At 73.4% G+C, this 24875-nt stretch carries 17 protein-coding genes and 1 pseudogene; 9 read left to right on the top strand and 9 right to left on the bottom strand.

Features of this window, described 5'->3' with window-relative positions; all coding sequences use genetic code 11:
- The first annotated feature begins 22 nt into the window (after positions 1–22).
- Positions 23–748, top strand: a complete 726-nt coding sequence (locus ABZY31_RS04510) for a TetR/AcrR family transcriptional regulator (RefSeq protein ID WP_356404717.1) — start codon at positions 23–25, stop codon at positions 746–748.
- Here the strand turns inward: ABZY31_RS04510 and ABZY31_RS04505 are convergent.
- Positions 726–1757 (bottom strand): cation:proton antiporter, encoded by a 1032-nt coding sequence (locus ABZY31_RS04505; protein ID WP_356404715.1) that lies wholly within the window; start codon positions 1755–1757, stop codon positions 726–728. The genes ABZY31_RS04510 and ABZY31_RS04505 overlap by 23 nt on opposite strands.
- Before the next feature lie 163 nt (positions 1758–1920).
- On the opposite strand from ABZY31_RS04505, the gene ABZY31_RS04500 reads away from it, so the two are divergent.
- Together ABZY31_RS04500 and ABZY31_RS04495 are read left to right on the top strand one after the other, a co-directional pair.
- Positions 1921–2154, top strand: coding sequence for a heavy-metal-associated domain-containing protein (locus ABZY31_RS04500; RefSeq protein WP_356404713.1), 234 nt, complete (start codon positions 1921–1923; stop codon positions 2152–2154).
- Between the two features lie 152 nt (positions 2155–2306).
- On the top strand, positions 2307–4592 hold the full coding sequence (locus tag ABZY31_RS04495; protein WP_356404711.1) for a heavy metal translocating P-type ATPase: 2286 nt from the start codon (positions 2307–2309) through the stop codon (positions 4590–4592).
- 388 nt (positions 4593–4980) lie between these two features.
- On the opposite strand, the gene ABZY31_RS04490 is transcribed toward ABZY31_RS04495, so the two are convergent.
- The gene (locus ABZY31_RS04490) at positions 4981–6270 is read right to left on the bottom strand and encodes a citrate synthase (protein WP_356404709.1); all 1290 of its coding nucleotides are present in this window, start codon (positions 6268–6270) and stop codon (positions 4981–4983) included.
- 182 nt (positions 6271–6452) lie between these two features.
- Positions 6453–8696 carry an ATP-dependent RecD-like DNA helicase gene (locus tag ABZY31_RS04485; protein WP_356404707.1) on the bottom strand — a complete coding sequence of 748 codons (2244 nt, stop codon included), beginning with the start codon at positions 8694–8696 and terminating at the stop codon, positions 6453–6455.
- A gap of 267 nt (positions 8697–8963) precedes the next feature.
- Between ABZY31_RS04485 and ABZY31_RS04480 the strand changes: the two genes are divergently transcribed.
- Positions 8964–9485 (top strand): DUF937 domain-containing protein, encoded by a 522-nt coding sequence (locus tag ABZY31_RS04480; protein ID WP_356404705.1) that lies wholly within the window; start codon positions 8964–8966, stop codon positions 9483–9485.
- Between the two features lie 125 nt (positions 9486–9610).
- Positions 9611–10102, top strand: a pseudogene (locus tag ABZY31_RS04475) (GNAT family N-acetyltransferase); the annotation flags it as partial.
- On the opposite strand, the gene ABZY31_RS04470 reads toward ABZY31_RS04475, so the two are convergent.
- Complete coding sequence (locus tag ABZY31_RS04470) at positions 10047–10982, bottom strand: EamA family transporter (protein WP_356404703.1); 936 nt, start codon at positions 10980–10982, stop codon at positions 10047–10049. The pseudogene ABZY31_RS04475 and the gene ABZY31_RS04470 sit on opposite strands and share 56 nt — an antisense overlap.
- Positions 10983–11064: 82 nt before the next feature.
- Between ABZY31_RS04470 and ABZY31_RS04465 the strand changes: the two genes are divergently transcribed.
- Both ABZY31_RS04465 and ABZY31_RS04460 read left to right on the top strand, forming a co-directional pair.
- Positions 11065–11988, top strand: coding sequence for a LysR family transcriptional regulator (locus ABZY31_RS04465; RefSeq protein ID WP_356404701.1), 924 nt, complete (start codon positions 11065–11067; stop codon positions 11986–11988).
- Between the two features lie 34 nt (positions 11989–12022).
- Complete coding sequence (locus ABZY31_RS04460) at positions 12023–13837, top strand: glycoside hydrolase family 3 N-terminal domain-containing protein (protein ID WP_356404699.1); 1815 nt, start codon at positions 12023–12025, stop codon at positions 13835–13837.
- Between the two features lie 64 nt (positions 13838–13901).
- Here ABZY31_RS04460 and ABZY31_RS04455 read toward each other — a convergent pair whose 3' ends face one another.
- From ABZY31_RS04455 to speB, 5 genes are all read right to left on the bottom strand, one after another.
- Positions 13902–15335 carry an aminopeptidase gene (locus ABZY31_RS04455; protein ID WP_356404697.1) on the bottom strand — a complete coding sequence of 478 codons (1434 nt, stop codon included), beginning with the start codon at positions 15333–15335 and terminating at the stop codon, positions 13902–13904.
- 86 nt (positions 15336–15421) lie between these two features.
- The gene (locus tag ABZY31_RS04450; RefSeq protein WP_356404695.1) at positions 15422–15820 is read right to left on the bottom strand and encodes a hypothetical protein; all 399 of its coding nucleotides are present in this window, start codon (positions 15818–15820) and stop codon (positions 15422–15424) included.
- A 111-nt stretch (positions 15821–15931) separates the two neighbouring features.
- Complete coding sequence (locus ABZY31_RS04445) at positions 15932–19792, bottom strand: ABC transporter ATP-binding protein (protein ID WP_356404693.1); 3861 nt, start codon at positions 19790–19792, stop codon at positions 15932–15934.
- A gap of 127 nt (positions 19793–19919) precedes the next feature.
- Positions 19920–21605 carry a thiamine pyrophosphate-binding protein gene (locus ABZY31_RS04440; protein WP_356404691.1) on the bottom strand — a complete coding sequence of 562 codons (1686 nt, stop codon included), beginning with the start codon at positions 21603–21605 and terminating at the stop codon, positions 19920–19922.
- Between the two features lie 38 nt (positions 21606–21643).
- Positions 21644–22606, bottom strand: a complete 963-nt coding sequence (gene speB / locus ABZY31_RS04435; protein WP_356404690.1) for an agmatinase — start codon at positions 22604–22606, stop codon at positions 21644–21646.
- Between the two features lie 127 nt (positions 22607–22733).
- Here speB and ABZY31_RS04430 point away from each other — a divergent pair, with 127 nt between their 5' ends.
- Together ABZY31_RS04430 and ABZY31_RS04425 are read left to right on the top strand one after the other, a co-directional pair.
- Positions 22734–24278 (top strand): PucR family transcriptional regulator, encoded by a 1545-nt coding sequence (locus tag ABZY31_RS04430; protein WP_356404688.1) that lies wholly within the window; start codon positions 22734–22736, stop codon positions 24276–24278.
- Between the two features lie 182 nt (positions 24279–24460).
- Positions 24461–24832 carry a hypothetical protein gene (locus tag ABZY31_RS04425; protein ID WP_356404686.1) on the top strand — a complete coding sequence of 124 codons (372 nt, stop codon included), beginning with the start codon at positions 24461–24463 and terminating at the stop codon, positions 24830–24832.
- Positions 24833–24875 lie beyond the last annotated feature (43 nt).

Here is a 24875-nt window from a genome sequence, read left to right as displayed (position 1 = left end):
GACGGGGAGCGAAGTGCCCGACATGCCGGAAACATCCGCACCCGGGAAGGCCGTGCAGACGTCGCCGAAGTCGCCGAAGACGCGGAAATCCGCCCCCGGAACCACCCCGGACCCCACCGGCCCCGCCGCCCCGGACCCCGCCCCCCGCCGCCGACAAGCGCGCGGCGAGCGCCGGATCGCACAGCTCCTGGCCGCCGCCGCGGGGGTGTTCTGCCGTACCGGTTACGCCGCGGCGAGCACCAACGCCATCGCCCGCGAGGCCGGCGTGTCCCCGGGCACGCTCTACCAGTTCTTCCCGAACAAGGAGGCCATCGCGATCGAGCTGGGCGGCGAGCTGCTCAAGCGCGCCCACGACACGCACGGCCAGGCCTTCCTGCCCGAGAACCTGAGCAAGCCGCTGCCCGAGCTGCTCGACGCGGTCCTCGACCCGGTCATCGCCTTCAACTGCGAGAACCCCGCCTTCTGGGCCCTGATGCACGGCTCGGGGGTCCCCGGCATGACCCAGGAGCACGAGGAGCTGCACTCCGGCCTGCTCACCCGGGTCGAGGACGTGCTGCGCGCCTACGCGCCGGACTTCTCCCCCGAGCGGCTGACCCACGTCTCCAACATGGTGCTGGGCATCTTCAAGTCGTCCCTGGACCTGGTGCTCGCCAGCGAGGGCGCCGAGCGGGACGCCTACGTCGCCGAGCTGAAGGACGTACTCCTGCGCTACCTGGAGCCGATGATCACCACGACTCCCCATCGCTGACCGGCACCCGCTCACCCCGGCCGGCCTGCACCCCCGCCCGCCTACCACCCGACCGCAGCCGCAGCGCCAGCAGCGGGAACACCAGCACCGAGATCATCCCCGCACCCACCAGCGCCGCCGCCTCCCCCGCCCGTTCGAACTGGATCCCGGTGAGCACGAAGAACAGCGGCACCAGGAAACCGAAGCCCATCGCCTCGACCTTGGAGAGCACCACCTCGCCACTGTCGGGCGCGGCGCCGCGCAGGACCAGTCGGGTGATCAGCCCCGCGGCGAAGGCCCCGAGCAGCACGTCCAGGCCGAGCGCCTGCGCCAGCCCCAGCATGACCACCAGCAGCAGCATCACCAGCCGCACCGCGAACTGCGCGCTGCTGTCCAGGGTCCGGGTGATGACGTGCGAGAGCCAGGGCGCCTTCGGGCGCAGCGCCCAGAACACGGCGGCCGCCGTGAGCACCCCGAAGGCGGCCAGCAGGGCGGCGGAGCGGGCGGGGGCCCGCCCGCTGAGCAGCAGGGCCATGGCGATGACCGGCCCGAACTCGCCGATCGAGCCCATGGCCATCACCACGGACCCGAACCGGCCCCGCAGGTCGCCCGCGTCGCGCAGCACCGGCAGGACCGTGCCCAGCGCGGTGCTGGTCAGCGCGGTGCCGACGTAGACGCCCTTGCCGAAGCCGCCGCCCTGCGCGAGCAGGGTGCCGGCCGTCAGCCCCGCGGCCAGGGCGATCAGCCAGGCCGCGGCGGAACGCTTGAGGGTGTCGCCGCCGATCCGGTCGAACCGGATCTCGTACCCCGCCAGGAACATCAGCATCGCCAGGCCGAGCCGGCCGAGCACGTCGATCACCTGGCCCGGCGCCGCCCATCCCAGCACGTCGGGCCCGACGAGCACTCCGAGCAGGATCTCGAAGATCACCAGGGGTACGGACAGCCATCGGGAGACGCCGTGGGCGAGCAGGGGCGCCAGCACCGCGATCGACATGATCAGGATCAGCGTCAGACTTCCCGAAGCGGACATACCCGCCATTTACATACGGTGAACACGCCCTGTCCACCGGTCGCCCCGGGCGTCGGGGCTCGCTTCGATACCCCCTAGGGGTATAGTCTGGAGCCGTCGGCAGGAGGGTGGAAGGATCCACCGCCTTCCGGCGACCGCACACGCCCCCGATGAGGAGAACGACATGAGCGCCGAGACGGACACCCGGACCACCACCGTCTACCGGGTGACCGGCATGACCTGCGGCCACTGCGAAGGCGCCGTGACCGCCGAACTGACCGCCCTGCCCGGCGTCGACTCGGTCAAGGCCGTCGCCGCGTCCGGCGAGGTCACCGTGGTCTCCGCCGCCCCCCTCGCCGAGGACGACGTGCGCGCCGCCGTCGACGAGGCGGGGTACACCTACGCCGGCCGGGCCTGACCCTCCGCGGCGGGCCCGGCCTCCACGACGGACCGGGCCCCGCGCAACTCCGCAGCACCCGCAGCACCCGCAGCACCCGCAGCACCCGCCGGGCCGTACCGTCCAGCTCATACTGGTTCCGTACGGACCCGGCCCTCCCCCTGGAGCCGGACATGACCAGCACAGTGCACGACGGACCGATGACCACCGAGGTCGAGCTGACGATCGGCGGAATGACCTGCGCCTCCTGCGCGGCCCGCATCGAGAAGAAGCTGAACCGGATGGACGGCGTCAGCGCCTCGGTGAACTACGCCACCGAGAAGGCGCGGGTCTCCTACGCGCCCGAGGTGCAGGTGGCCGACCTGATCGCCACCGTCGTCAAGACCGGGTACACCGCCGAGGAACCCCCGCCGCCGGCCCCGGCGCCGCAAGCGGAATCCGGCGCGGCGGCGGACGGGGACGCGGCGCCCGATCCGGAACTCGCCGCGCTGCGCGGGCGCCTCCTCGTCTCCGCCGCCCTGGCCCTGCCCGTCGTACTACTCGCGATGGTGCCGGCCTTCCAGTTCGACAACTGGCAGTGGCTCTCGCTCACCCTCGCCTCGCCCGTCGTCGTCTGGGGCGCCCTCCCCTTCCACCGGGCCGCCTGGACCAACGCCCGGCACGGCGCCGCCACCATGGACACCCTGGTCTCGGTCGGCACCCTGGCCGCCTTCGCCTGGTCGCTGTGGGCGCTGTTCTTCGGCCACGCGGGCATGCCCGGCATGCGGCACGGCTTCACCTTCTTCGCCGTCCGGTCAGGCGCCGTCTCGCGCGTCGACGGTTCCTCGGCCATCTACCTCGAAGTCGCGGCCGGCGTGGTCGCCTTCATCCTGCTCGGCCGCTACCTGGAGGCCCGCTCCAAGCGGAGGGCGGGCGCCGCCCTGAAGGCGCTGCTGCACCTGGGCGCCAAGGACGTCGCCGTACTGCGCGGCGGCGCCGAGGTCCGGATCCCGGTCGGCGCGCTGGCCGTCGGCGACCGGTTCGTCGTACGCCCCGGCGAGAAGATCGCCACGGACGGCACGGTCGTCGAGGGCAGCTCCGCCGTGGACGCCTCGATGCTGACCGGCGAGTCCGTCCCGGTCGAGGTGGGCGTCGGCGACGCGGTCACCGGCGCCACCGTGAACACCGCCGGACGCCTGGTCGTCGAGGCGACCCGGATCGGCGCGGACACCCAGCTCGCCCGGATGGCCACCCTGGTCGAGCAGGCCCAGAACGGAAAGGCGCAGGTCCAGCGGCTGGCCGACCGGATCGCCGCCGTCTTCGTCCCCGTCGTGCTGCTGCTCGCACTCGGCACCTGGGTGGCCTGGCTGCTGCTCACCGATGACCCGACCGCCGCGTTCACCGCCGCGGTGGCCGTCCTGATCATCGCCTGCCCCTGCGCCCTGGGGCTCGCCACCCCGACCGCCCTGCTGGTCGGCACCGGTCGCGGCGCACAGCTCGGGATCCTGATCAAGGGCCCGGAGGTGCTGGAGTCGACCCGGCGCGTGGACACCGTCGTCCTCGACAAGACCGGTACGGTCACCACCGGCCGGATGACCCTGGCCGGGGTGCACCCCGCCGAGGGCACCGACGCGCGCGAACTCCTGCGCCTGGCGGGCTCGCTGGAGCACGCCTCCGAGCACCCGATCGCCCGGGCCGTCGCCGCCGGGGCCGCGGAGCGCGCGGGCTCGCTGCCCGTGCCGGAGGACTTCCGGGCCCTCGCCGGTCTCGGCGTCCAGGGCGTGGTGGACGGCCACGCCGTCCTGGTGGGCCGCGAGCAGCTGCTGGCCGACTGGTCGATCACGCTGCCCGAGGACCTCGCGCGGGCCCGGGCGGAAGCCGAGGCCGCGGGCAGCACCGCCGTCCTGGTCGCCTGGGACGGGGCGGCGCGCGGCGTGCTGACCGTCGCCGACGCGGTCAAGGAGACCAGCGCCGAGGCGGTGGCCCGGCTGCGCGCACTGGGGCTGACCCCGGTTCTGCTGACGGGCGACAACCGGGCGGTGGCTGAGACGGTGGCCCGCGCGGTGGGCATCGACGAGGTGATCGCCGAGGTGCTGCCGCAGGACAAGGTCGACGTCGTACGCCGGCTGCAGGCCGAGGGCCGTACGGTCGCCATGGTCGGGGACGGGGTCAACGACGCGGCGGCGCTGGCTCAGGCCGACCTGGGTCTGGCCATGGGCACGGGCACGGACGCGACCATCGAGGCGGCCGATCTGACCCTGGTCGGCGGGGACTTGAGGGTCGCGGCGGATGCGATCCGGCTCTCCCGGCGTACCCTGGGCACCATCAAGGGCAACCTCTTCTGGGCCTTCGGCTACAACGTGGCGGCGCTGCCGCTCGCGGCGGCCGGGCTGCTCAACCCGATGATCGCGGGGGCCGCGATGGCGTTCTCCTCGGTGTTCGTGGTGAGCAACAGCCTCCGGTTGCGTTCGTTCCGTTAGAAAGCGGCCTCCGCAGCCCGTACACATTTCCTTCACAGGAGACGCAGATCACAGTGATGGGAACGTAACCATCGGGCGTCGGCGCGGGTCTAATGGGGCGGGTGCCAGGAATGTCTTGGGGGACGTTCACGGAGGTCTTGGGGGACGTCCGCAGGCACCGGCCGGCCGGGACACGTGCCCGCGGGAAGCCCGTACGACGCGGGCCTTCCCGAACCGAACGGGTCCCGGCGGACACCCCTGACGGAGCGCCGTTCGCGCTCCTCACCGACACCCTGGTCCGGGTCCCGTGGGGGGAATCCGTACCGGGGAAAGGAAAGCGCCCCGACCGTCGACCCGTGGGGGGATCGACGGCGGGGCGCTTTTCGTACGCGCGGGGCCGGTGACGCGGTCAGCGGGCCTCGACCGGGACGAAGTCGCGCAGGACCTCGCCGGTGTAGATCTGGCGCGGGCGGCCGATGCGGGAGCCGGGCTCCTTGATCATCTCGTGCCACTGGGCGATCCAGCCGGGGAGGCGGCCGAGCGCGAAGAGCACGGTGAACATCTCGGTCGGGAAGCCCATGGCCCGGTAGATGAGACCGGTGTAGAAGTCCACGTTCGGGTAGAGGTTGCGCTCGACGAAGTACTCGTCGGCCAGCGCGTGCTCTTCCAGCTTGAGCGCGATGTCCAGCAGCTCGTCGCTCTTGCCGAGCGCCGAGAGGACGTCGTGCGCCGCGGCCTTGATGATCTTCGCCCGGGGGTCGAAGCTCTTGTAGACGCGGTGTCCGAAGCCCATGAGGCGGACGCCGTCCTCCTTGTTCTTCACCTTGCGGATGAAGGCGTCGACGTCGCCGCCGTCGTTCTTGATGCCTTCCAGCATCTCCAGGACGGACTGGTTGGCGCCACCGTGCAGCGGGCCCCACAGGGCGCTGATGCCGGCGGAGATCGAGGCGAACATGTTCGCCTGCGAGGAGCCGACCAGGCGCACGGTGGAGGTCGAACAGTTCTGCTCGTGGTCCGCGTGCAGGATGAGCAGCTTGTCGAGCGCCGAGACCACGACCGGGTCCAGGTCGTACTCCTGGGCCGGCACGGAGAACGTCATGCGCAGGAAGTTCTCGACGTAGCCGAGGTCGTTGCGCGGGTAGACGACCGGGTGGCCGACCGACTTCTTGTACGCGTAGGCCGCGATCGTCGGAAGCTTGGCGAGCAGCCGGATCGTCGAGAGGTTGCGCTGCTTCTCGTCGAACGGGTTGTGGCTGTCCTGGTAGAACGTCGACAGCGCACTGACCACGGAGGACAGCATCGCCATCGGGTGCGCGTCACGGGGGAAGCCGTCGTAGAAGCGCTTCACGTCCTCGTGCAGCAGCGTGTGCTGGGTGATCTCGTTGCGGAACGACGCGAGCTGGTCGACGGTCGGCAGCTCGCCGTTGATCAGCAGGTACGCGACCTCGATGAAGGTCGAGCGCTCGGCCAGCTGCTCGATCGGGTAGCCGCGGTAGCGCAGGATGCCCTGCTCGCCATCGAGGTAGGTAATGGCGGACTTATAGGCGGCGGTGTTCCCGTAGCCGCTGTCCAGGGTGACCAGACCGGTCTGGGACCGGAGCTTCGAGATGTCGAAGCCCTGGTCGCCGACGGTGCTTTCGACCACCGGGTAGGTGTATTCACCGTCCGCGTACCGCAGTACTACAGAGTTGTCGCTCACGTCATCCCTCACCGACGTAGTGCCTCTTCTTCGAGGTGCCCTGACTGCCTCTACCTTCCCCCATTTGGCACAGGTGAGTGCACTCGGGGTCGGGGTTTGGTGTGTGTGACGGCACTGAGTGCCTTCAAGCTGCTCATCCTGCCCCCTCCGAAGGGGTGGGGATAGCCCAAATGATCGATCATTTAGGTGATGTTTCCCACCGGTATGCGTCCGGAGAGCCTGGCGGCCACGGCTGTGTACCTCCTGCCTGCGGAAACGGTACGCACCGCCTGGCCCAGCGCCTTGCGGGACCCGACGAGGACGACCAGTTTCTTCGCCCGCGTCACCGCGGTGTAGAGCAGATTTCGCTGGAGCATCATCCAAGCCCCGGTGGTGACCGGGATCACGACCGCGGGATATTCACTCCCCTGGGACCGGTGGATGGTGACGGCGTAGGCGTGGGCCAGCTCGTCGAGCTCGGAGAACTCGTACCCCACCTCCTCGTCCTCGTCCGTGCGCACGGTCAGGCGCTGTTCGACCAGGTCGAGGGCGGTGACGACGCCGACGGTGCCGTTGAAGACGCCGTTGGCCCCCTTCTCGTAGTTGTTCCGGATCTGGGTCACCTTGTCGCCGACCCGGAAGACCCGGCCGCCGAACCGCTTCTCGGGCAGGTCGGGGCGGGCCGGGGTGATCGCCTGCTGGAGCAGGCCGTTCAGGTTCCCGGCGCCCGCCGGGCCCCGGTGCATGGGCGCGAGGACCTGGATGTCGCGGCGGGGGTCGAGGCCGAATCTGGCCGGAATGCGGCGGGCGGCCACGTCCACGGCGAGCAGCCCGGCCGCCTCGGTGTCCTCCTCGGCGAAGAGGAAGAAGTCCGGCAGCCCCTCGGTCAGCGGCGGCAGCCCGGTGTTGATGCGGTGCGCGTTGGTGACCACGCCCGACTGCTGGGCCTGCCGGAAGATCCGGGTCAGCCGGACGGCCGGTACCGGCCCGCCCTCGGCCAGCAGGTCCCGCAGCACCTCGCCCGCCCCGACGGACGGCAGCTGGTCCACGTCCCCCACGAGCAGCAGGTGGGCGCCGGGCGCCACCGCCTTCACCAGCTTGTTGGCGAGCAGCAGGTCGAGCATCGAGGCCTCGTCGACCACCACCAGGTCCGCGTCCAGCGGCCGCTCCCGGTCGTACGCCGCGTCGCCGCCCGGTTTCAGCTCCAGCAGCCGGTGCACCGTGGAGGCGTCGGCCCCGGTCAGCTCGGCGAGTCGCTTGGCGGCCCGCCCGGTGGGGGCGGCCAGCACCACCTTGGCCTTCTTCGCCCGGGCCAGCTCCACGATGGAGCGCACGGTGAAGGACTTGCCGCAGCCGGGCCCGCCGGTGAGCACCGCGACCCGCCGGGTGAGGGCGAGCCTGACCGCGTCCCGCTGCTCGGGCGCCAGGGTGGCGCCCGTCCGCCCGGCCAGCCAGCCCAGCGCCTTGTCCCAGTCGACGTCCGCGAAGCCGGGCATCCGGTCCTCCTCGGCCCGCAGCAGCCGCCGCAGCTGGCCGACGAGGGAGAGTTCGGCGCGGTGGAAGGGGACCAGGTAAACCGCGGTGAGCGGGGGGCCGCCCTGCGGGTCGGGCACCTGCTCGCGCACGACGCCCTCGGGATCCGCGGCGAGCTCGGCCAGGCACTCGATGACCAGCCCGGTGTCCACCTGGAGCAGCTTGACGGCGTCGGCGATCAGCCGCTCCTCGGGCAGGAAGCAGTGGCCCTGGTCGGTGGACTGGGAGAGGGCGTACTGGAGGCCGGCCTTGACCCGTTCGGGACTGTCGTGCGGGATCCCGACCGACTGGGCGATCTTGTCGGCGGTCAGGAAGCCGATGCCCCAGACGTCGGCGGCGAGCCGGTAGGGCTGGTTGCGCACCACCGAGATGGAGGCGTCGGCGTACTTCTTGTAGATGCGCACCGCGATGGAGGTGGAGACCCCGACCCCCTGGAGGAAGATCATGACCTCCTTGATGGCCTTCTGCTCCTCCCAGGCGGCGCCGATCATCTTCGTCCGCTTGGGGCCCAGTCCGGGCACCTCGATCAGCCGCTTCGGCTCGTCCTCGATCACTTCCAGGGTCCCGACGCCGAAGTGCTCCACGATCCGGTCGGCGATCTTCGGCCCGATGCCCTTGATCAGACCGGAGCCGAGGTAGCGGCGGATGCCCTGGATGGTGGCGGGCAGGACCGTGGTGTAGTTCTCGACGGTGAACTGCTTGCCGTACTGCGGGTGCGAGCCCCAACGGCCTTCCATGCGCAGGGATTCGCCGGGCTGCGCGCCGAGCAGCGAGCCGACCACCGTGAGGAGGTCGCCGGCGCCGCGCCCGGTGTCGACGCGCGCGACCGTGTAGCCGCTCTCCTCGTTGGCGTAGGTGATGCGTTCCAGAACCCCTTCGAGCACTGCCGTGTTCACTGCGCTGTCCGTCCCCATGGGCGCAACGCTAGCGCCAGGCGCCGACAGCCCGGCCCCCCTGTGGACAACCCCTGGACGAACGAAAGGGGGTCCGGCCTCGCGGCCGGCCCCCCTCACGGTTACCCCTCCCTCGCCGGACTTCCCGATCCCCCCAGATCCCCTCCCGGAAGTTTCCGACGCACCCTATGACCCGCGATCCGGCAGGACGGTTGCACAGAGATCCGAGGCTTTATCTTTCCGTTACCCGAGGTGCCGGTGAAACGCGGCAGACGTAGCGTTTCGGACATGAGCGAACCCTCCTTCCAGGACGACGTGATCAACGAGCTGGGCGACGACAGGCTGACCGAGATCGCGGGTCTGCTGGGCACCGACGCCTCCGGCGCGCGCGACACGATCGCCACCACCGTCGGCGCCATGACCGGCGACCTCCAGCAGAAGGCCCACACGGACGACGACGACGGCGTCCAGGTCCGCCAGGCCGTCGCCGAGGTGAGCGAACCGCCCCTCCAGGGCGTGGCCACCCTGGGCGGCGGCCTGCTGAGCGGCGGCATGATGGCCGGAGTGCTGGCCAAAGTGAGCCGGCCCGTCTCCGAGGCCGTCTCCAAGAAGACCGGCATCCCCGCCCCCACCATCGCCCGGGTGATCGAGATGCTGATCCCCGTACTGCTCGCCGTCTTCGCCAAGCGCGCGGCGGGCAAGGGCGCCGGTGCGGGCGCCGGTACGCCCCGGGCCTCGGGCGCTCCCGCCCCGGGCGGCGGCGGCCTCGGCGACCTGCTGGGCCAGATCCTGGGCGGCGGGAAGAAGTAGCCCGTCCGCGGCCGGAACACCCGCGCGTCCCCCGTACGGTGCGGCGCGGAGCCGGAAACCCCCGTTCCCCGGCTCCGCGGCGCGCCGTATCCTCGGACGCCATGGAGACGTCCGGCACGCAGCCAGTACTCCGCCCACCGGAACCCGGCGACCTGGGCTGGATCGTGCAGCGGCACGGCGCCCTCTACGCCGCCGAATACGGCTGGAACAGCGAGTTCGAGGGGCTGGTCGCGCGGATCGTCGCGGATTTCGCCCAGGACCACGATCCCCACCTCGAACGCGTCTGGATCGCCGAGCTGGGCGGCCGTCCCGTCGGCTCGGTGATGTGCGTGCGCGATCCCGCGCCCGGCACCGCCCGGCTGCGGCTGCTGCTGGTGGACCCGGCGGGCCGCGGTCACGGGATCGGCGCCCTGCTGGTGGACACGGTGATCGCGTTCGCCCGGTCGGCCGGCTACCGGGAGCTGGTGCTGTGGACGAACGACGTGCTGAGCGCCGCCCGCTCCCTCTACCAGCGCGCCGGATTCACCCTGGTGGCCGAACGCGAGCACCGTTCGTACGGCGTCACCCTGACCGGACAGGACTGGCGGCTGCCGCTGCGGGAGGACCCGCCGCGATGAGCGGTGCGCGGGGCGTACGGGCTCCCCGCGCCGGAGCGAGCGAGGTGGCCGCGACCCCGCCGACCAGCAGCGCCGCGGCCAGCCAGCGCAGCGGCGAGATCTGCTCGCCCAGCACCAGCGCGGCCGAGGACATCCCGAAGACCGGAACCAGCAGCGAGAAGGGCGCCACCGAGGAGGCCGGGTAGCGGCGCAGCAGGTAGCCCCAGGCCCCGAAGCCGAAGACGGTGGACACCCAGGCGACGTAGCCGATGACCGCCGCGCCGGACCAGTCCAGGGCGCGCAGCGCGGCCAGGTCCCGCCCGGGCCCCTCCAGCAGCAGCGAGAGGCCGAACAGGGGCAGCACCGGCACCGCGCACACCCACACCATGAAGTTCAGCGCGTCCGGCGGCGCGGCCCTGCGCGTCAGCACGTTGGACACCCCCCAGCACGCGGCCGCGGCGACGACCAGCACGAAGCCGGTGACGGGCGCCGAGGTCCCCCGGTCCACGGCCGCGACGACGATCCCCGCGAGCGCGACCGCCATCCCGGCCAGCCGCACCCGGCCGGGCCGCTCGCGCAGCACGACGGCGGCGATCAGGGCGGTGAAGACGGCCTGCACCTGGAGCACCAGCGAGGACAGCCCGGCCGGCATCCCGGCGGCCATCCCGGTGAAGAGCAGCCCGAACTTCGCGATGCCGAGGGCCGCTCCGACGCCGAGGATCCACTTCCAGGCGACCTTGGGCCGGCCCACGAAGAACACCGCGGGCAGGGCCGCGACGAGGAAGCGCAGGGCGGAGAGGAGCAGCGGCGGGAAGTGGCCGAGTCCGATCTCGATGACGACGAAGTTGACCCCCCAGACGGCGGCGACGAGGACGGCCAGAGCGGTGTGTACGGGACGCATACGAAGAGCATCACGCGCCGCATCATGTAGCACCAGCGATGATCTCTTCCGTCAAGGATGAAGCAGCACTTACGATTGCCCCATGCTCGACCTGTCCCGGCTCCGCGCCCTGCACGCCGTCTCCGTCCACGGCTCCGTCGCGGGCGCGGCGGCCGCCCTCGGCTTCACCCCCTCGGCCGTCTCCCAGCAGATCGCCAAACTGGAACGCGAGACCCGCACCACCCTCCTGGAGCGCCGCGGCCGCGGTGTCGCGCTCACCGACGAGGCCCGCCACCTCGCCGCCACCGCCCAGGAGTTGCTGGGGATCGTGGAGCGGGCCGAGACCACCCTGGAGGAGCGGCGCGGACAGCCCAGCGGGCTGCTGCGGGTGGCGGCCTTCGCCTCGGCCGCGCGCGGGCTGCTGCCGGGGGTGCTGGCCGAACTCGCCGACCGCTACCCGGCCCTGGAGGTCCGGCTGACCGAGGTCGATCCGCACCTCTCGGTGGACCTGGTGACCCGGGGCGTGACCGACCTGGCCGTGGCCCATGACTGGGACATCGCCCCGCTGCCCGTCCCCGACGGGGTGGAGCAGGCGGTGATCGGCGACGACCTCTGCGATCTGCTCGTGCCCGCGGCCCATCCCTTCGCCGCCCGGGCCGTCGTCCGCCGCGCGGACCTCGTCGGAGAGCGCTGGATTTGCCAGCCGCCCGGCCGGGTCTGCCACGACTGGCTGGTGCGCACCCTGCGGGCGGTCGGCTCCGAACCGGACGTCGCGCACGTCGCCGAGGAGAACCACACCCTGGTGGCCCTGGTCGCGGCGGGCCTGGGCATCGCGGTGGTGCCGCGCCTGGGCAGCGGTCCGCTGCCGCCGGGCGTGGTCGCGGCCCCGCTGCGGCCCGCGCCCTCGCGCAGGCTGCACGCCCTGTGGCGGGCGGGGGCTGCCCGGCGGCCCGCGATCACGGCGGCCGTCCGGGCCCTGCGGGAGCACGGGGCCACCACGTCCGGGGGACCCGGCGAGTGTCCTTAGGCGCTGCGGGGGCGGGCGGCGCTAGCGTGCCCGCGTGCCGAACCACGCGTCCCGCCGCTCCCTGCTGTCCGCCGCCGCCGTGGCCGCCGTCGCCGCCGCCGGAGCCGCCGCTTCCGCGCTGCCCCGCCGGGCGCCGGGGGGCCCGTACCGCCGGGCTCCCGGTCCCGCGGGCGGAGAGGCCCCGGAGCGGCTGATGGCCCGGATGAGCCTGGAGGAGAAGGTCGGGCAGCTCTTCGTCACCCGGATCTACGGGCACAGTGCGGCCGCGCCCGACCCGGCCGACGCGGACACCTTCCGGGCCGAGCTGGGCGTCCGCAGCGCCGCCGAACTGATCGCCCGTTACCACCCGGGCGGGGTCATCTACTTCGGCTGGGCGAACAACATCCGCTCCCCCCGCCAGGTCGCCGAGCTGTCGAACGAACTGCAGCGGACGGCCCGCGCGGAGGGCGCCGGGGTCCCGCTGCTGCTCTCCACCGACCAGGAGCACGGCGCCGTCAACCGGATCGGGAAGCCCGCGACCCAGCTGCCGGGGGCGATGGCGCTGGGCGCGGCCACGGGCGGCGGCGCCGAGGCGGCGGCCGACGGCGCCCGGCGGGCCGCGCGGATCGCGGGCGCCGAGCTGGCCGCGATGGGCATCCGCCAGGACTACGCCCCGGTCGCCGACGTGAACGTGAACCCGGCCAACCCGGTGATCGGCGTACGGTCCTTCGGCGCGGACCCGCGGGCGGTCGCGGCGCTGGTGGCGGCCCAGGTGGGCGGCTACCAGAGCGCCGGGGTGGCGGCCACCGTCAAGCACTTCCCCGGGCACGGGGACACCGACACCGACAGCCACGTCGGGCTGCCGGTCATGCGGCACACCCGCGCCGAGTGGGAGGAGCTGGACGAGCCGCCGTTCCGGGCAGCGATCGAGGCGGGCGTGGACGCGGTGATGACCGCGCACATCGTCTTCGCCGCGCTCGATCCCGCCGGGGACCCGGCGACGCTTTCGCGGCCCATCGTCACGGGCATCCTGCGCGAACGCCTGGGCTTCCGGGGCGTGGTGGTCACCGATTCGCTGGGGATGGCCGGGGTCCGCCAGACGTACGGGGACGACCGGGTGCCGGTCCTCGCGCTCCTGGCCGGGTGCGACCAGCTGCTCAACCCGCCGGACCTGGGGCTCGCGTACCGCAGTGTGCTGGCGGCGGTCCGCTCGGGCGAGCTCACCGAGCGGCGGATCGAGGAATCGGTCCTGCGGATCCTGGAACTGAAGGCGCGCCGGGGCCTGCTGGCGGACCCGCTGGTGGTACCCGCCCGGGTGGCGTCGACCGTCGGCACCCCGGAGCACCTGGCCGGGGCCGACGCGCTCGCCGCCGGGACCACGACCCTGCTGGCCAACACCGGGGGCCTGCTGCCGCTCGACCCGGTGCGTTATCCGAAGCTGCTGGTCACCGGCGCCGATCCGGCCTCGCCCACGGGGACCGGCGGGCCGCCGACGACCGTGCTGGCGCGCGAGCTGGGAGCGCTGGGCTTCACCACGACCGCGCTGCCCGGCGAGCGGGCGGTGGCCGCGGCCCCGGACCACGACGTGGTGCTGGTGTGCACCTACAACGTCCCGGAGGGCGACAGCGCCGCGCACGAGCTGGTGGCGGACCTGGTCGCGGCGGGGGCCCGGGTGGTCACGCTGGCCCTGCGCAACCCGTACGACCCGGCCCGGCTGCCACCGGTGGCAGCCGCGCTGGCGGCGTACTCCTGGACGGACGGGGAACTGCGCGCGGCCGCCCGGGTGATCGCGGGCGCGCACCGGCCGACGGGACGGCTCCCGGTGCCGGTGCCGGGGCGCTGGCCGCTCGGTCACGGGCTGACGTACTGAGGCAGGAAGCGACGCTGCCGCTCCCGTGGGCCCGGGGCCCACGGGAGCGGCAGCGTTCACCGGATCACGGCCGCAGCTGCGGCTCGCGCTCCAGGTCGCGCTTGTCGAGCAGGGCGTCGGCCCGGGCGAGCGGGGCCGCCTTGTTCGGGTCGGCCTGCACGGCCGCCGGGGCGACTCCGGCCCACTGGAGGATCTTCGCGGTGGCGAGCTTGCGCTCGCCCTCCTGGAGCTTGGCCACGTTGGCGCCGTGGTTGGCTCCGGGGGCGATCATCACGTAGCTGTCGGTGACCCCGTAGCCGAGGTGGAACGGTTCGGCGCCCCACGGGTCGTTCTGGCCGTACACGAACAGCATCTGGTGGGCGTTGGTGCGCACCCAGTTGTCGACCTCGGCCATGACCCCGGGCTGGAAGGTCATGGGGATGTCGCGGGGCACGAAGTTGCGCGGCGGCTGGTAGCCGTAGCGGCTCAGGCCGGCCAGGTGCGGCTGCTTGATGTCGGGCGAACCGAGCTGGGTGCCCGCCTGGTAGTAGTACGGGGTGTAGGTCTCAAGGCCCTGGTCCGCATAGGCGGAGAAGCCGGAGATCGCGTCCACCGTGTCCCAGATCTCCTGGTCGGAGGCGGTCGCGGCGGTCGGGATGCCCGCGCAGTCGGCCAGCAGGCTGTACTGCCAGAAGGCCCAGGTGTAGTCGAGGACGACCGCTTCGAAGGCCTTGTCGAGGGTGCCGACGGTGTTGAAGGTCCAGCCGTTCTCGGCGGCGGCGGCCGCGTACTTGGCCTCCAGCGGCTCCCGGCGCACCAGGGCCTCGCGCTGTACGGCGTTGAGCTTGTCGCGGCACTCCTTGGTGCCGACCTTGGTGAAGAACCGGTCGTAGGCCGAGTCCTCCTTGTTGACCACGTCGTTGGGGGCGACGTAGGCGACGACGCCGTCCATGTCGCGGGAGTAGTAGCGCTCGTAGTACGTCGCCGTCATGCCGCCCTTGCTGCCGCCCGTGGCCAGCCAGTTCTTGGTGTAGATCTTCTTGAGGGCGGTGAAGACGCGGTGCTGGTCACTGGCGGCCTGCCAGATGTCCAGCTTCGACCAGTTGGCCGGGTCGGGGCGGGACGGGGTGAAGAATCGATACTCCAAAGACACCTGGTTGCCATCGACGATGGTCGTCGGCTCGCTGCGGCGCGGGCTGGCGTTGACGTTGTACCCGGAGGTGAAGAAGACCGTCGGGCGGGAAGTGTCCTTGTGCAGCAGGGTCAGCCGCTGCTTGAAGGTGCCCTTCCCCGGCTGCCGGTGGTCGATCGGCTGCTCATAGTTCAGTACGAAGAACCGGTAGCCGGGATACGGCTGTTCCTCGATGAGGGTCATCCCCGGAATCGCGAGGATCCGGTCCTTGATGTCCGTGGCGGCGGCCGGCCCGGCGGCGGTGGCCGCTTGAGCCGTCACGCCCGCCGCGCCCATGGTGCCGATGAGCACCACGAACGACAACAGCCATCTGAGCGCCTTGTGCATTCTCACCCTCCCCTTGAGTTCACTGCGGTACCGGTGAACCTAGCGGGGTCAACGCACGATCGAACAGGGGGCGTTGGGACTCCGTCTCAGCACAGGATCCAGCCGGAGCCGACCGCTTCCGGCCCCACCCGCCCCTTTACATACACACAGCGGTTCACCGCGGGCACCGTGACGGGCCCGGCGAACCGGGTGAAAGCGCCCGCGTCCCCGACCGGCACCCCACCGCGCGGCTGCACGCTCACCGCCATCCGCTGCCGCGCTCCCGGCCGCGCGGGCACGGTCACCGCGCACACCTGGGTACGGGTCCTGTACACCCGGATCTCGCCGGCCGTGAAGGGCGCCGTCCGCACCAGCTCACCGGGGCAGTCCCCGGTCGCCGCCCCGGCGGCGGGCGCCGCCACCAGCGTGCCGGACGCGAGGAGCAGCCCCGCCCCGGCCGCCCCCAGGGCCCTGGCCGTCCGGCCCGTCCCCCGCCATCCGAACATCTTCGCCCCCCTCGGTCGTCCGTACGCGTACGCACCCGTACGACGCACGGACCCCCCGGAAGGTTGCAGGGGCAACCTGGTCCGGGGGGCCGTGGCGGGCCGGGCCGCCGGTCAGGCGGCGGCGCGCTCGTCCTCGCCGACGAAGGTCCGCCACAGGCGCGCGTACCGGCCGTCCTGGGCCAGCAGTTCGGCGTGGGTGCCGTCCTCCACGACCCGGCCGCGGTCCATCACCACGACCCGGTCGGCGCGCGCGGCGGTGGTCAGCCGGTGCGCCACCACCAGGGTGGTGCGCTTGCCCGCCAGCCGGTCGGTGGCCTGGTTGACCAGGCCCTCGGTGGCCAGGTCGAGCGCGGCGGTGGCCTCGTCGAGCAACAGGACGTCGGGGTCGACGAGTTCCGCCCGGGCCAGGGCGATCAGCTGGCGCTGGCCCGCGGAGAGGTTGCGGCCGCGCTCGGCCACGGTGTGCAGGTAGCCGCCGTCCAGGGTGGCGATCATGTCGTGCGCGCCGACGGCCCGGGCGGCCCCCTCCACCTCGGCGTCGGTGGCGGCGGGGCGCCCGTAGGCGATGGCGTCGCGCACGGTCCCCGGGAAGAGGTACGGCTCCTGCGGGACCACGCCGAGCCGGTGGCGGTACGCCGTCAGGTCGAGGTCGCGCAGGTCGGTGCCGTCGGCGGTGACCCGGCCCGAGGTGGGGTCGTAGAACCGGGCGACCAGCTTGACCAGGGTGGACTTGCCCGCTCCGGTCTCGCCGACGAAGGCGACGGTCTGGCCCGCGGGAATCCGCAGGCTGATGCCGCCCAGCGCGTCGCCCTTGGCGCCGCGCTCCTCGGCCGTCCCGTACTGGAAGCGGACGTCCTCGAAGGCGATCTCGCCCCGCAGGGCGGGCACCTCGCGCGGCTCGGCGGGCAGCGGGGTGGTGGTGGGCTCGCGCAGCAACCCCTGGATGCGGCCGAGCGAGACGGTGGCCTGCTGGTAGCCGTCGAAGACCTGGGAGAGCTGCTGGACGGGGGCGAAGAACAGGTCGATGTAGAGCAGGTACGCGACCAGCGCGCCGGTGGTCAGCGTGCCCGCCTCGACCCGGCCCGCGCCGACGATGAGCACGGCGGCAGCGGCGACCGAGGACAGCAGCTGGACGAAGGGGAAGTAGACCGAGATCAGCCACTGGCCGCGGACCCGGGCCTCGCGGTAGGAGTGGCTGCGCTCCGCGAAGCGGGCGGCGCCGATGCCCTCGCGGCGGAAGGCCTGCACGATGCGCAGCCCCGACACGGACTCCTGGAGGTCGGCGTTGACCAGCCCGACCCGGTCGCGGGCGAGCTCGTACGCCGCCACCGACTTGCGGCGGAAGACGACCGTGCCGATCACCAGGAGCGGCAGCGTGGCGAAGACGATCAGGGCCAGTTCGACATCGAGGACGAGCAGCGCGACGAGGATCCCGAGGAAGGTGAAGACGGAGACGACGGCGGTGACCAGGCCGGTCTGCAGGAAGCTGGACAGGGCGTCCACGTCCGTGGTCATCCGCGTCATGATCTTGCCGGTCAGTTCGCGCTCGTAGTAGTCGAGGCCGAGCCGCTGGAGCTGCGCGAAGATCTTGACGCGCAGGGCGTACAGCACCCGCTCGCCGGTCCGCCCGGTCATCCGGGTCTCGGCGAACTGCGCGGCCCATTGGGTGAGGACCACCGCCAGCGCCAGCCCCGCGGCCACCCACACGGCGCCGAGCGCGAGCCGCTCGACGCCCCGGTCGATGCCGTGCCGGATCAGGATCGGCAGCAGCAGACCGGCGCCCGCGTCCAGGGCGACCAGGGCGAGGCTGATGGCCAGCGGCGCCCAGAAGCCCCGCAGCAGGTGGCGCACGCCATAGCTGGTCTCGGCGGACGCGGCGCGGGCCTCGTCCACCTCCGGGGTGTCGTCGGCGGGCGGCAGCGCGGCCACCTGGGCGAGCAGCTCGGGGGTGGCGGGCATCCCGGCGACGGCTCCGGCCATGGAATGACCCGCCCCGGGCGCGCCGGCGGTGACGGCCGCGCCCGGAGCCGGGGCCTTGGCGGCGTCCGTGTCCTCCTGGCGCCGCCACAGCTCGGGGGTGACGCCGTCGGCGACCCGGCGCTTGGCGCCGACCTGCTCGGAGTCGATCTCCGCTTCGAGTTCCAGGTCCCGTTCGAGATCGCGCTCCAGATCCCGTTCGAGGCCCGCGATGACGGCGGCCGGCGCCTCGTCCGCCCGCGGCGATCCGGCGCCGAGCGCGTCGGGGTCGGTCAGCAGCCGCCGGTAGAGCGCGGACCTGCCCTCCAGCTCCTCGTGCGTGCCGACGTCGGAGAGGCGCCCCTGGTCGAGTACGGCGATCCGGTCGGCGAGGGCGAGGGTGGAGCGGCGGTGGGCGATGAGCAGGGTGGTGCGGCCCGCCATCACGGAGCGCAGCGCCTCGTGGATCTCGTGCTCGACGCGCGCGTCGACGGCCGAGGTGGCGTCGTCGAGGAGGAGCAGCCGGGGGTCGGTGAGGATGGCGCGGGCGAGCGCGATGCGCTGGCGCTGGCCGCCGGAGAGGGTCAGGCCCTGCTCGCCGACCTTGGTGTCGTAGCCGGCGGGCAGGTCCCTGATGAAGCCGTCGGCCTGGGCGGCGCGGGCGGCGGCCTCGACCTGCTCGTCGGTGGCGCCGGGGTGCCCGTAGGCGATGTTGGAGCGGATGGTGTCGGAGAAGAGGAACGAGTCCTCCGGGACGAGTCCGATCGCGGCGCGCAGCGAGTCGTAGGTCAGCTCGCGCACGTCGTGCCCGCCGACGCGGACGGCGCCGCGGTCGGCGTCGTAGAAGCGGGGCAGGAGCAGCGAGACGGTGGACTTGCCGCTGCCGGAGGAGCCGACGACGGCGACGGTCTCGCCGGCCGCGACGGAGAGGGAGAACCCGTCGAGCACCGGCCGGTCCGGGTCGTACCCGAAGGCCACGTCGTCGAACTCGACGGTCGCGGGCGCGTCGGCGGGCAGCGCGTGGGAGCCGTCCCGGATGACGGGTTCGGTGTCGATGAGTTCCAGCACCCGCTCGACGCCGGCCCGGGCCTGCTGGCCGACGGTCAGCACCATCGCGAGCATCCGGACGGGTCCGACGAGCTGGGCGAGGTAGGTGGAGAAGGCCACGAAGGTGCCGAGGGTGACCTCGCCCTTGGTCGCCATCCAGCCGCCCAGGGCCAGGATCGCGACCTGTCCGAGGGCGGGTACGGCCTGGAGCGCGGGGGTGTAGCGCGAGTTCAGCCGGATGGTGCGCATCCGCCCGGCGAACAGCCGCCGCCCGGCCTCGCGGAGCTTGCCGGTCTCCTGCTCCTCCTGGCCGAAGCCCTTCACCACACGGACGCCGGTCACGGCGCCGTCGACGACGGTGGCGACGGTGGCGGCCTGCGCCTGGGCGTACCAGGTGGCCGGGAAGAGCCGCTTGCGGCTGAGCTTCGCGATGAACCACAGGGCCGGGGCCATCAGCACGGCGACCAGGGTCAGCAGCGGGGAGAGCCACAGCATGATGGCCAGGGATATCCCGAAGAGCAGGAAGTTCCCGATGGTCATGGGGAGCATGAACAGCAGACCCTGGATGAGCTGCAGGTCACTGGTGGCCCGGCCGACGACCTGGCCGGTGGACAGCTCGTCCTGGCGGCGCCCGTCGAGGCGGGTGATGGTCGCGAACATGTCGGTGCGCAGGTCGTGCTGCACGTCGAGGGCGAGGCGTCCGCCGTAGTACCTGCGGACGTAGGTCAGCACGTACACGAGGAGCGCCGCGCCTATGAGCGTCCCGGCCCAGGGGGCCATGGGCCTGCTCTTGTCCCCGATGACGTCGTCGATGATCACCTTGGTGACCAGCGGCACGAGCGCCATGACGGCCATGCCGCCGAGCGAGGAGCCGAGCGCCAGCAGCACATTGGCCTTGTAGCGCCAGGTGTACCCGGTCAGCCGCCTGCCCCAGCCCTCGGCCTTCCCATGTTTCTCCGCCGCCGCCACGTGGTGCCTCCCCGTCCGTCCTGCCTGCCCTGCCGGAAGCCCCAACGCTGCGACCGGTCGTTTTCATCCCGCCGCAACAATCGAACGCCGTTGCGGAGCGGGTCGGGGCGGGCCCGGGCGGCCGCCGTCAGAGGTGGGTCGGGGCGAACATCTTCAGGGTCGCGGGGAGCACGAGGACGGAGGGGCCCGGGGTGGCGAGGGACGCCGCCAGGTCCGCGCGCAGGGATTGCGGGGTGGTGGTGGACGCCGGGACGCCGAAGGACCCGGCCAGGGCCACGAAGTCGGGGCGGGCGAGGTCCGTACCCGTGGTGCGGCCGTCGAAGGACTGGTGCATGTACTCGCGCAGGATGCCGTAGCCGCCGTCGTCCACGATCAGCCAGGTCACGTCCAGGTCGTGCTGGCGGGCGGTGGCCAGTTCCGCCAGGGAGTACATCGCGCCGCCGTCGCCCGAGACGGCCAGCACCGGGGTGCCCGGTTCGGCGGCGCAGGCGCCGAGGGCGGCGGGGAAGGCGTAGCCGAGGCCGCCCGCGCCCTGGGCCGAGTGCATGGTGTTGGGGTGCTTGGGATCGAAGGCGGACCAGGCCCAGTAGGACAGGATCGTCATGTCCCAGAAGGACGGCGAGCGGGGCGGCAGGGCCGACCTGATGGAGGCCAGGAGATGCTGCTCCAGGGTGACGTCCTGACCGGCCAGGCGCTCCGCGATCGCCGCGAGGACGGCGCGTACGCGCTCGGGCGCGCCCGGGTCCGGGCGCTCGGCCACCGTCTCCAGCAAAGCCTGGAGGGCGAGGCGCGCGTCCGCGTGGATGCCGAGCCCGGGGTGGTTCGACTCCAGCTTTCCGAGGTCGGCCTCGATCTGGACGACCCGGCCCTCCGGGAAGAACGTGTGGTAGTTCGAGGAGAGTTCCCCGAGGCCCGAGCCGACCACCAGCAGGACGTCCGCATCCTCCAGGAAGTCCGTCATGTGGCGGTCCTCCAGCCAGGACTGGAGCGAGAGCGGGTGGGTCCAGGGGAAGGCGCCCTTGCCGCCGAAGGTGGTGACCACGGGCGCGTTCAGGCGTTCCGCGAGCTGCTTCAGCTTGCCCGCCGCGTCCGAACGGATCACTCCGCCGCCCGCGATGATCACGGGGCGCTCGGCGTTCTCCAGCCAGTGCGCGGCCAGGGCGGTGAGCTCGGGGCGCGGGGCCGGCTCGTGCGGGGCCGCGTCCATGCCGGTGACCCGGGGGACGAGGGTTTCCGCGCGCAGGACGTCTTCCGGGATCTCGACCCAGACCGGGCCGTGCGGGGCCGTCAGCGCCGATTCCCAGGCCTCGGCGATGACCGAGGGGATCTGTGAGGGGGCGCGGGCGACGTGGACGGACTTGACCACGTCCCGGAAGGAGGCCGCCTGGTCCCGCAGCTCGTGCAGGTGTCCGCGCCGGCCGCCTCCCAGTCCCGGGGTCGGGACCTGGGAGGCGATGGCCAGGACGGGGGCGGATGCCGCGGCCGCCTCGGCGAGGGCGGGCAGGGCCATCAGCGCGCCGGGACCGGTGGAGAGGAGGAGGGGGACCGCCTCGCCGGTCATCCGGCCGTACGCGTCGGCCGCGAAGGCCGCGTTGTTCTCCGTACGGAGGCCGATCAGGCGGAGGTCCGAGCGGCCGACCGCGTCGAAGAGGCCGAGGGCGTGCTGGCCCGGCAGGCCGAAGACGGTGGTCGCGCCGAGCGAGCGCAGCGTCTCCACGACCAGGTCCCCGCCCGTGCGCCCCGGCGGCGGCGCCAGGGCGGCCGCCGTCTGGGCGGGGGTCGGACGGAGTACCAGGTCGTGGTCGTGCGTCACGTCGTGCGGGCCCTTCGGCTCTGTCCCCGGCGCGCCGCTCAGCCCTGACGTGCCGCGGAGATCTGGCGGCTCATGATCGTGGTCAGCTCGTAGGCGGTGTGCGAGGCCGCGACCGAGGTGATCTCCGCGTGATCGTACGCCGGGGCCACCTCGACCACGTCGGCGGAAACGAGGTTGCAGGACGACAGGCCGCGGATGATCTCCAGCAGCTCGCGGGAGGTCATGCCGCCCGCCTCCGGGGTGCCGGTGCCGGGCGCGTGGGCCGGGTCCAGCACGTCGATGTCGATCGAGATGTAGAGCGGGCGGTCGCCGATGCGCTGGCGCAGCTGGTCGGCGACCTCGTCGGCGCCGCGCCGGTAGACGTCCGCCGAGGTGACGATGCCGAAGCCCATCTTGGCGTCGTCGTCCAGGTCCTGCTTGCCGTAGAGCGGGCCGCGGGTGCCGACGTGCGAGAGCGCCTCGGTGTCGAGGATGCCCTCCTCGACGGCCCGGCGGAACGGCGTGCCGTGCGTGTACTCGGCGCCGAAGTAGGTGTCCCAGGTGTCCAGGTGGGCGTCGAAGTGGAGCAGGGCGACCGGGCCGTGCTTCTTGGCCACCGAGCGCAGCAGCGGCAGCGCGATGGTGTGGTCGCCGCCGAGGGTCATCAGGCGCGAGCCCGCGCCGAGCAGCGCGTCGGCGGCGGCCTCGACCTGGTCGACGGCCTCGTTGATGTTGAAGGGGTTCACGGCGATGTCACCGGCGTCCGCGACCTGCGCGAGGGCGAAGGGGGAGGCGTCCTGGGCCGGGTTGTACGGGCGCAGCAGGCGGGAGGCCTCGCGGATGGCGTTGCCGCCGAAGCGGGCGCCGGGGCGGTAGGAGACACCGGAGTCGAAGGGCACGCCGACGACGGCGACGTCCGCCGAGCCGACCTCGTCCAGGCGGGGCAGCCGGGCGAAGGTCGCGGGGCCCGCGTAGCGCGGGATGCGGGAGGAGTCGACGGGGCCGCGCGGCTGCGTGCTCATGAGGGGTGCCCTTCCGGAGGTCCTACGGGGTTGGTGCGGGTGCGGTGCTTCGAGCGTAAGCGGACACCCGGGGCGGGCGAAGTGTACGTTTCATCCACCCGGCGTTCCCGATGTGTACGGAGTATCCATGGAAGCGGCCCCCGCACCCGCTGCCCCGTCCGCTCCCCCGCCCACCCCGCCGGTCGCGCTCTCCGCGCTGCTGCGCGACCGGGAGCTGGGGCTGCGGCACCTCGCGGGGCCGGCCGAGGCCGCGGTGCACGGCGTGCACGCCTCCGAGATGGCGGACCCCTCCCCCTACCTGCTGGGCGGCGAGCTGCTGCTGAGCGCGGGCGCGGCCGCGGCCCAGGACGCGGAGCGGTACGTCGCCCGGCTCGCCGGAGCCGGTGTCGCGGCGCTCGGCTTCGGCGTGGCGCCCCTGCACGAGAGGGTGCCGCCGGGGCTGGCCGAGGCGTGCGAGCGGGCCGGCCTGCCACTGCTGGAGGTGCCGCCCGGCACCCCCTTCAGCGCGGTCGCCCGGGCGGTCTGGCGGCTGATGGCGGAGGCCCGTACCCGGGAGCTGCGCCGGGTCACCGAGGCCCAGCAGTCCCTGGCGGCCGCGGCGGCCCGCCCCGATCCGGTCCCGGCGGTGCTGCGGCGCCTCGCGGCCGCGCTGGGCGGGCGGGTCGAGCTGGCGCCGGACGGCCGCTCCGCAGGCGCGGCGCCGCCCGCGGCGGCCGCCGGGGCGCTGGTCGCGCTGCTGGAGCGGGTCGGCCGGCCCGGTGGCCCGGCGACGGCCACCGCCGAGGCCGCGGGCTGGCAGCTGGCGGCCTACGCCCTGACCCGCCGCCCGGAGCAGGCGGCCGCCCCGGCCCGCGCCGAGGCGCCCCGCCCCCCGGCCGCCCCGCAGCAGCCGCACACCGACTCCGCCGCCGCCCCGGAAGCCCCGGACCGGGCCCCCGCCGCGCCCGGGGCCGGGGGGCACGGGCGCGCGCGGGCCCTCGGGACCGCCACACCGGTCCGCGCCCCCGGGGACCACACCATCGCCTCGGTGGCCGCCGTCCTGCTCGCCCTGCTGACCGCGCACCGGCCCGGTGGCGACGAGGCCACCGCCCTGACCCGGCTGCTGCTCGACGGGGATCCGGCCGAGGCGCTGGGACCGGGGCCCTGGTACGCCGTCCACGCGCGCGGGGCCGGGGATCCGCGGGCCCTGGCGGCCGCGCTGGGCACCGTACTGCTCGACCCGCGCGAGTCCGCAGGAGTGCGCCTGCTCACCGACCGGGACCCGGACCCGCAATCCGGATGGCGGCTCGGCGTCGCAGCGCCCGCGGGCCCCGCGGAGCTGCGCGGGGCCGCCGCCCAGGCCCGGCGGGCCCTGGAGCGCGCGGAGGCCGCCCGCATCCCGCTGGCCCGGCACACCCCGGGCGGCATCGGCGCGCTGCTCGATCCGGCGGAGGCCCGCGCGCACGCCGAGGCGCTGCTCGCTCCGCTGAGCCCGGCCCACGCGGACACCCTGCGCGCCTGGCTGGCCCACCACGGCAGCTGGGACCGCAGCGCGGCCGCCCTCGGGGTCCACCGCAACACCGTCCGCCAGCGCATCGCCCGCTGCGCGGCCCTGCTGGCCCTCGACCTGGACGACCCGGACACGCGCATGGAGCTGTGGTTCGCGCTGCGGCACACCGCACCGGGCGGCTGACCCGGTCCGCCCCCGAGGCGCCCGGAGGCGACAAGCGGGGCGGCAGGGGCGAGGCTGGGCACATGAACCGAGCGGAGGACAGCACGCCGCGGCCGGGAGGATGGGAACGGCGCCCTCCCCCGGGCGGCCCGCCCCCGGGCCCGCCTCCGCATGCGCCGCGCAGGCGGCGGCGGTGGCCGTGGGTGCTGCTCGGGCTGCTCCTGCTGCTGGTCGGCGGGTGCGCGGCCCTCTTCGCCGTCTTCGCCCACGAGGTGTCGCAGGAGGCCGGGCGGACCGCCCGTGTCCGTTACGCGGCGACCGGCCAGGCCGCGGGCGTGACCATCACCTACTCCAGCTGGCGCAACGGGAACGTGTCCACGAGCCAGATCGGCGACCGGAGCGTGCCGTGGTCGAAGGAGATCACCACGAAGGGCTTCGTCAAGGGCGGCTCCCTCGTCGTCACGCTGGGCGCCGACGGCGGCGCGGCCACCTGCTCCGTGACCGTGGACGACGCTCCGCCGGTCACGGCGACCGCGCTCGGCCCCTTCTCCTCGGCGGTGTGCAGTGGTTTCTAGCCGCGGGCGTCGTGGTGCGTGCCCGGCGTCACTCTGGACAGCA

Source organism: Streptomyces sp. NPDC006529 (assembly GCF_040611795.1).
Taxonomy (GTDB): domain Bacteria; phylum Actinomycetota; class Actinomycetes; order Streptomycetales; family Streptomycetaceae; genus Streptomyces.
This window is presented reverse-complemented; position numbering and strand designations above follow the sequence as displayed.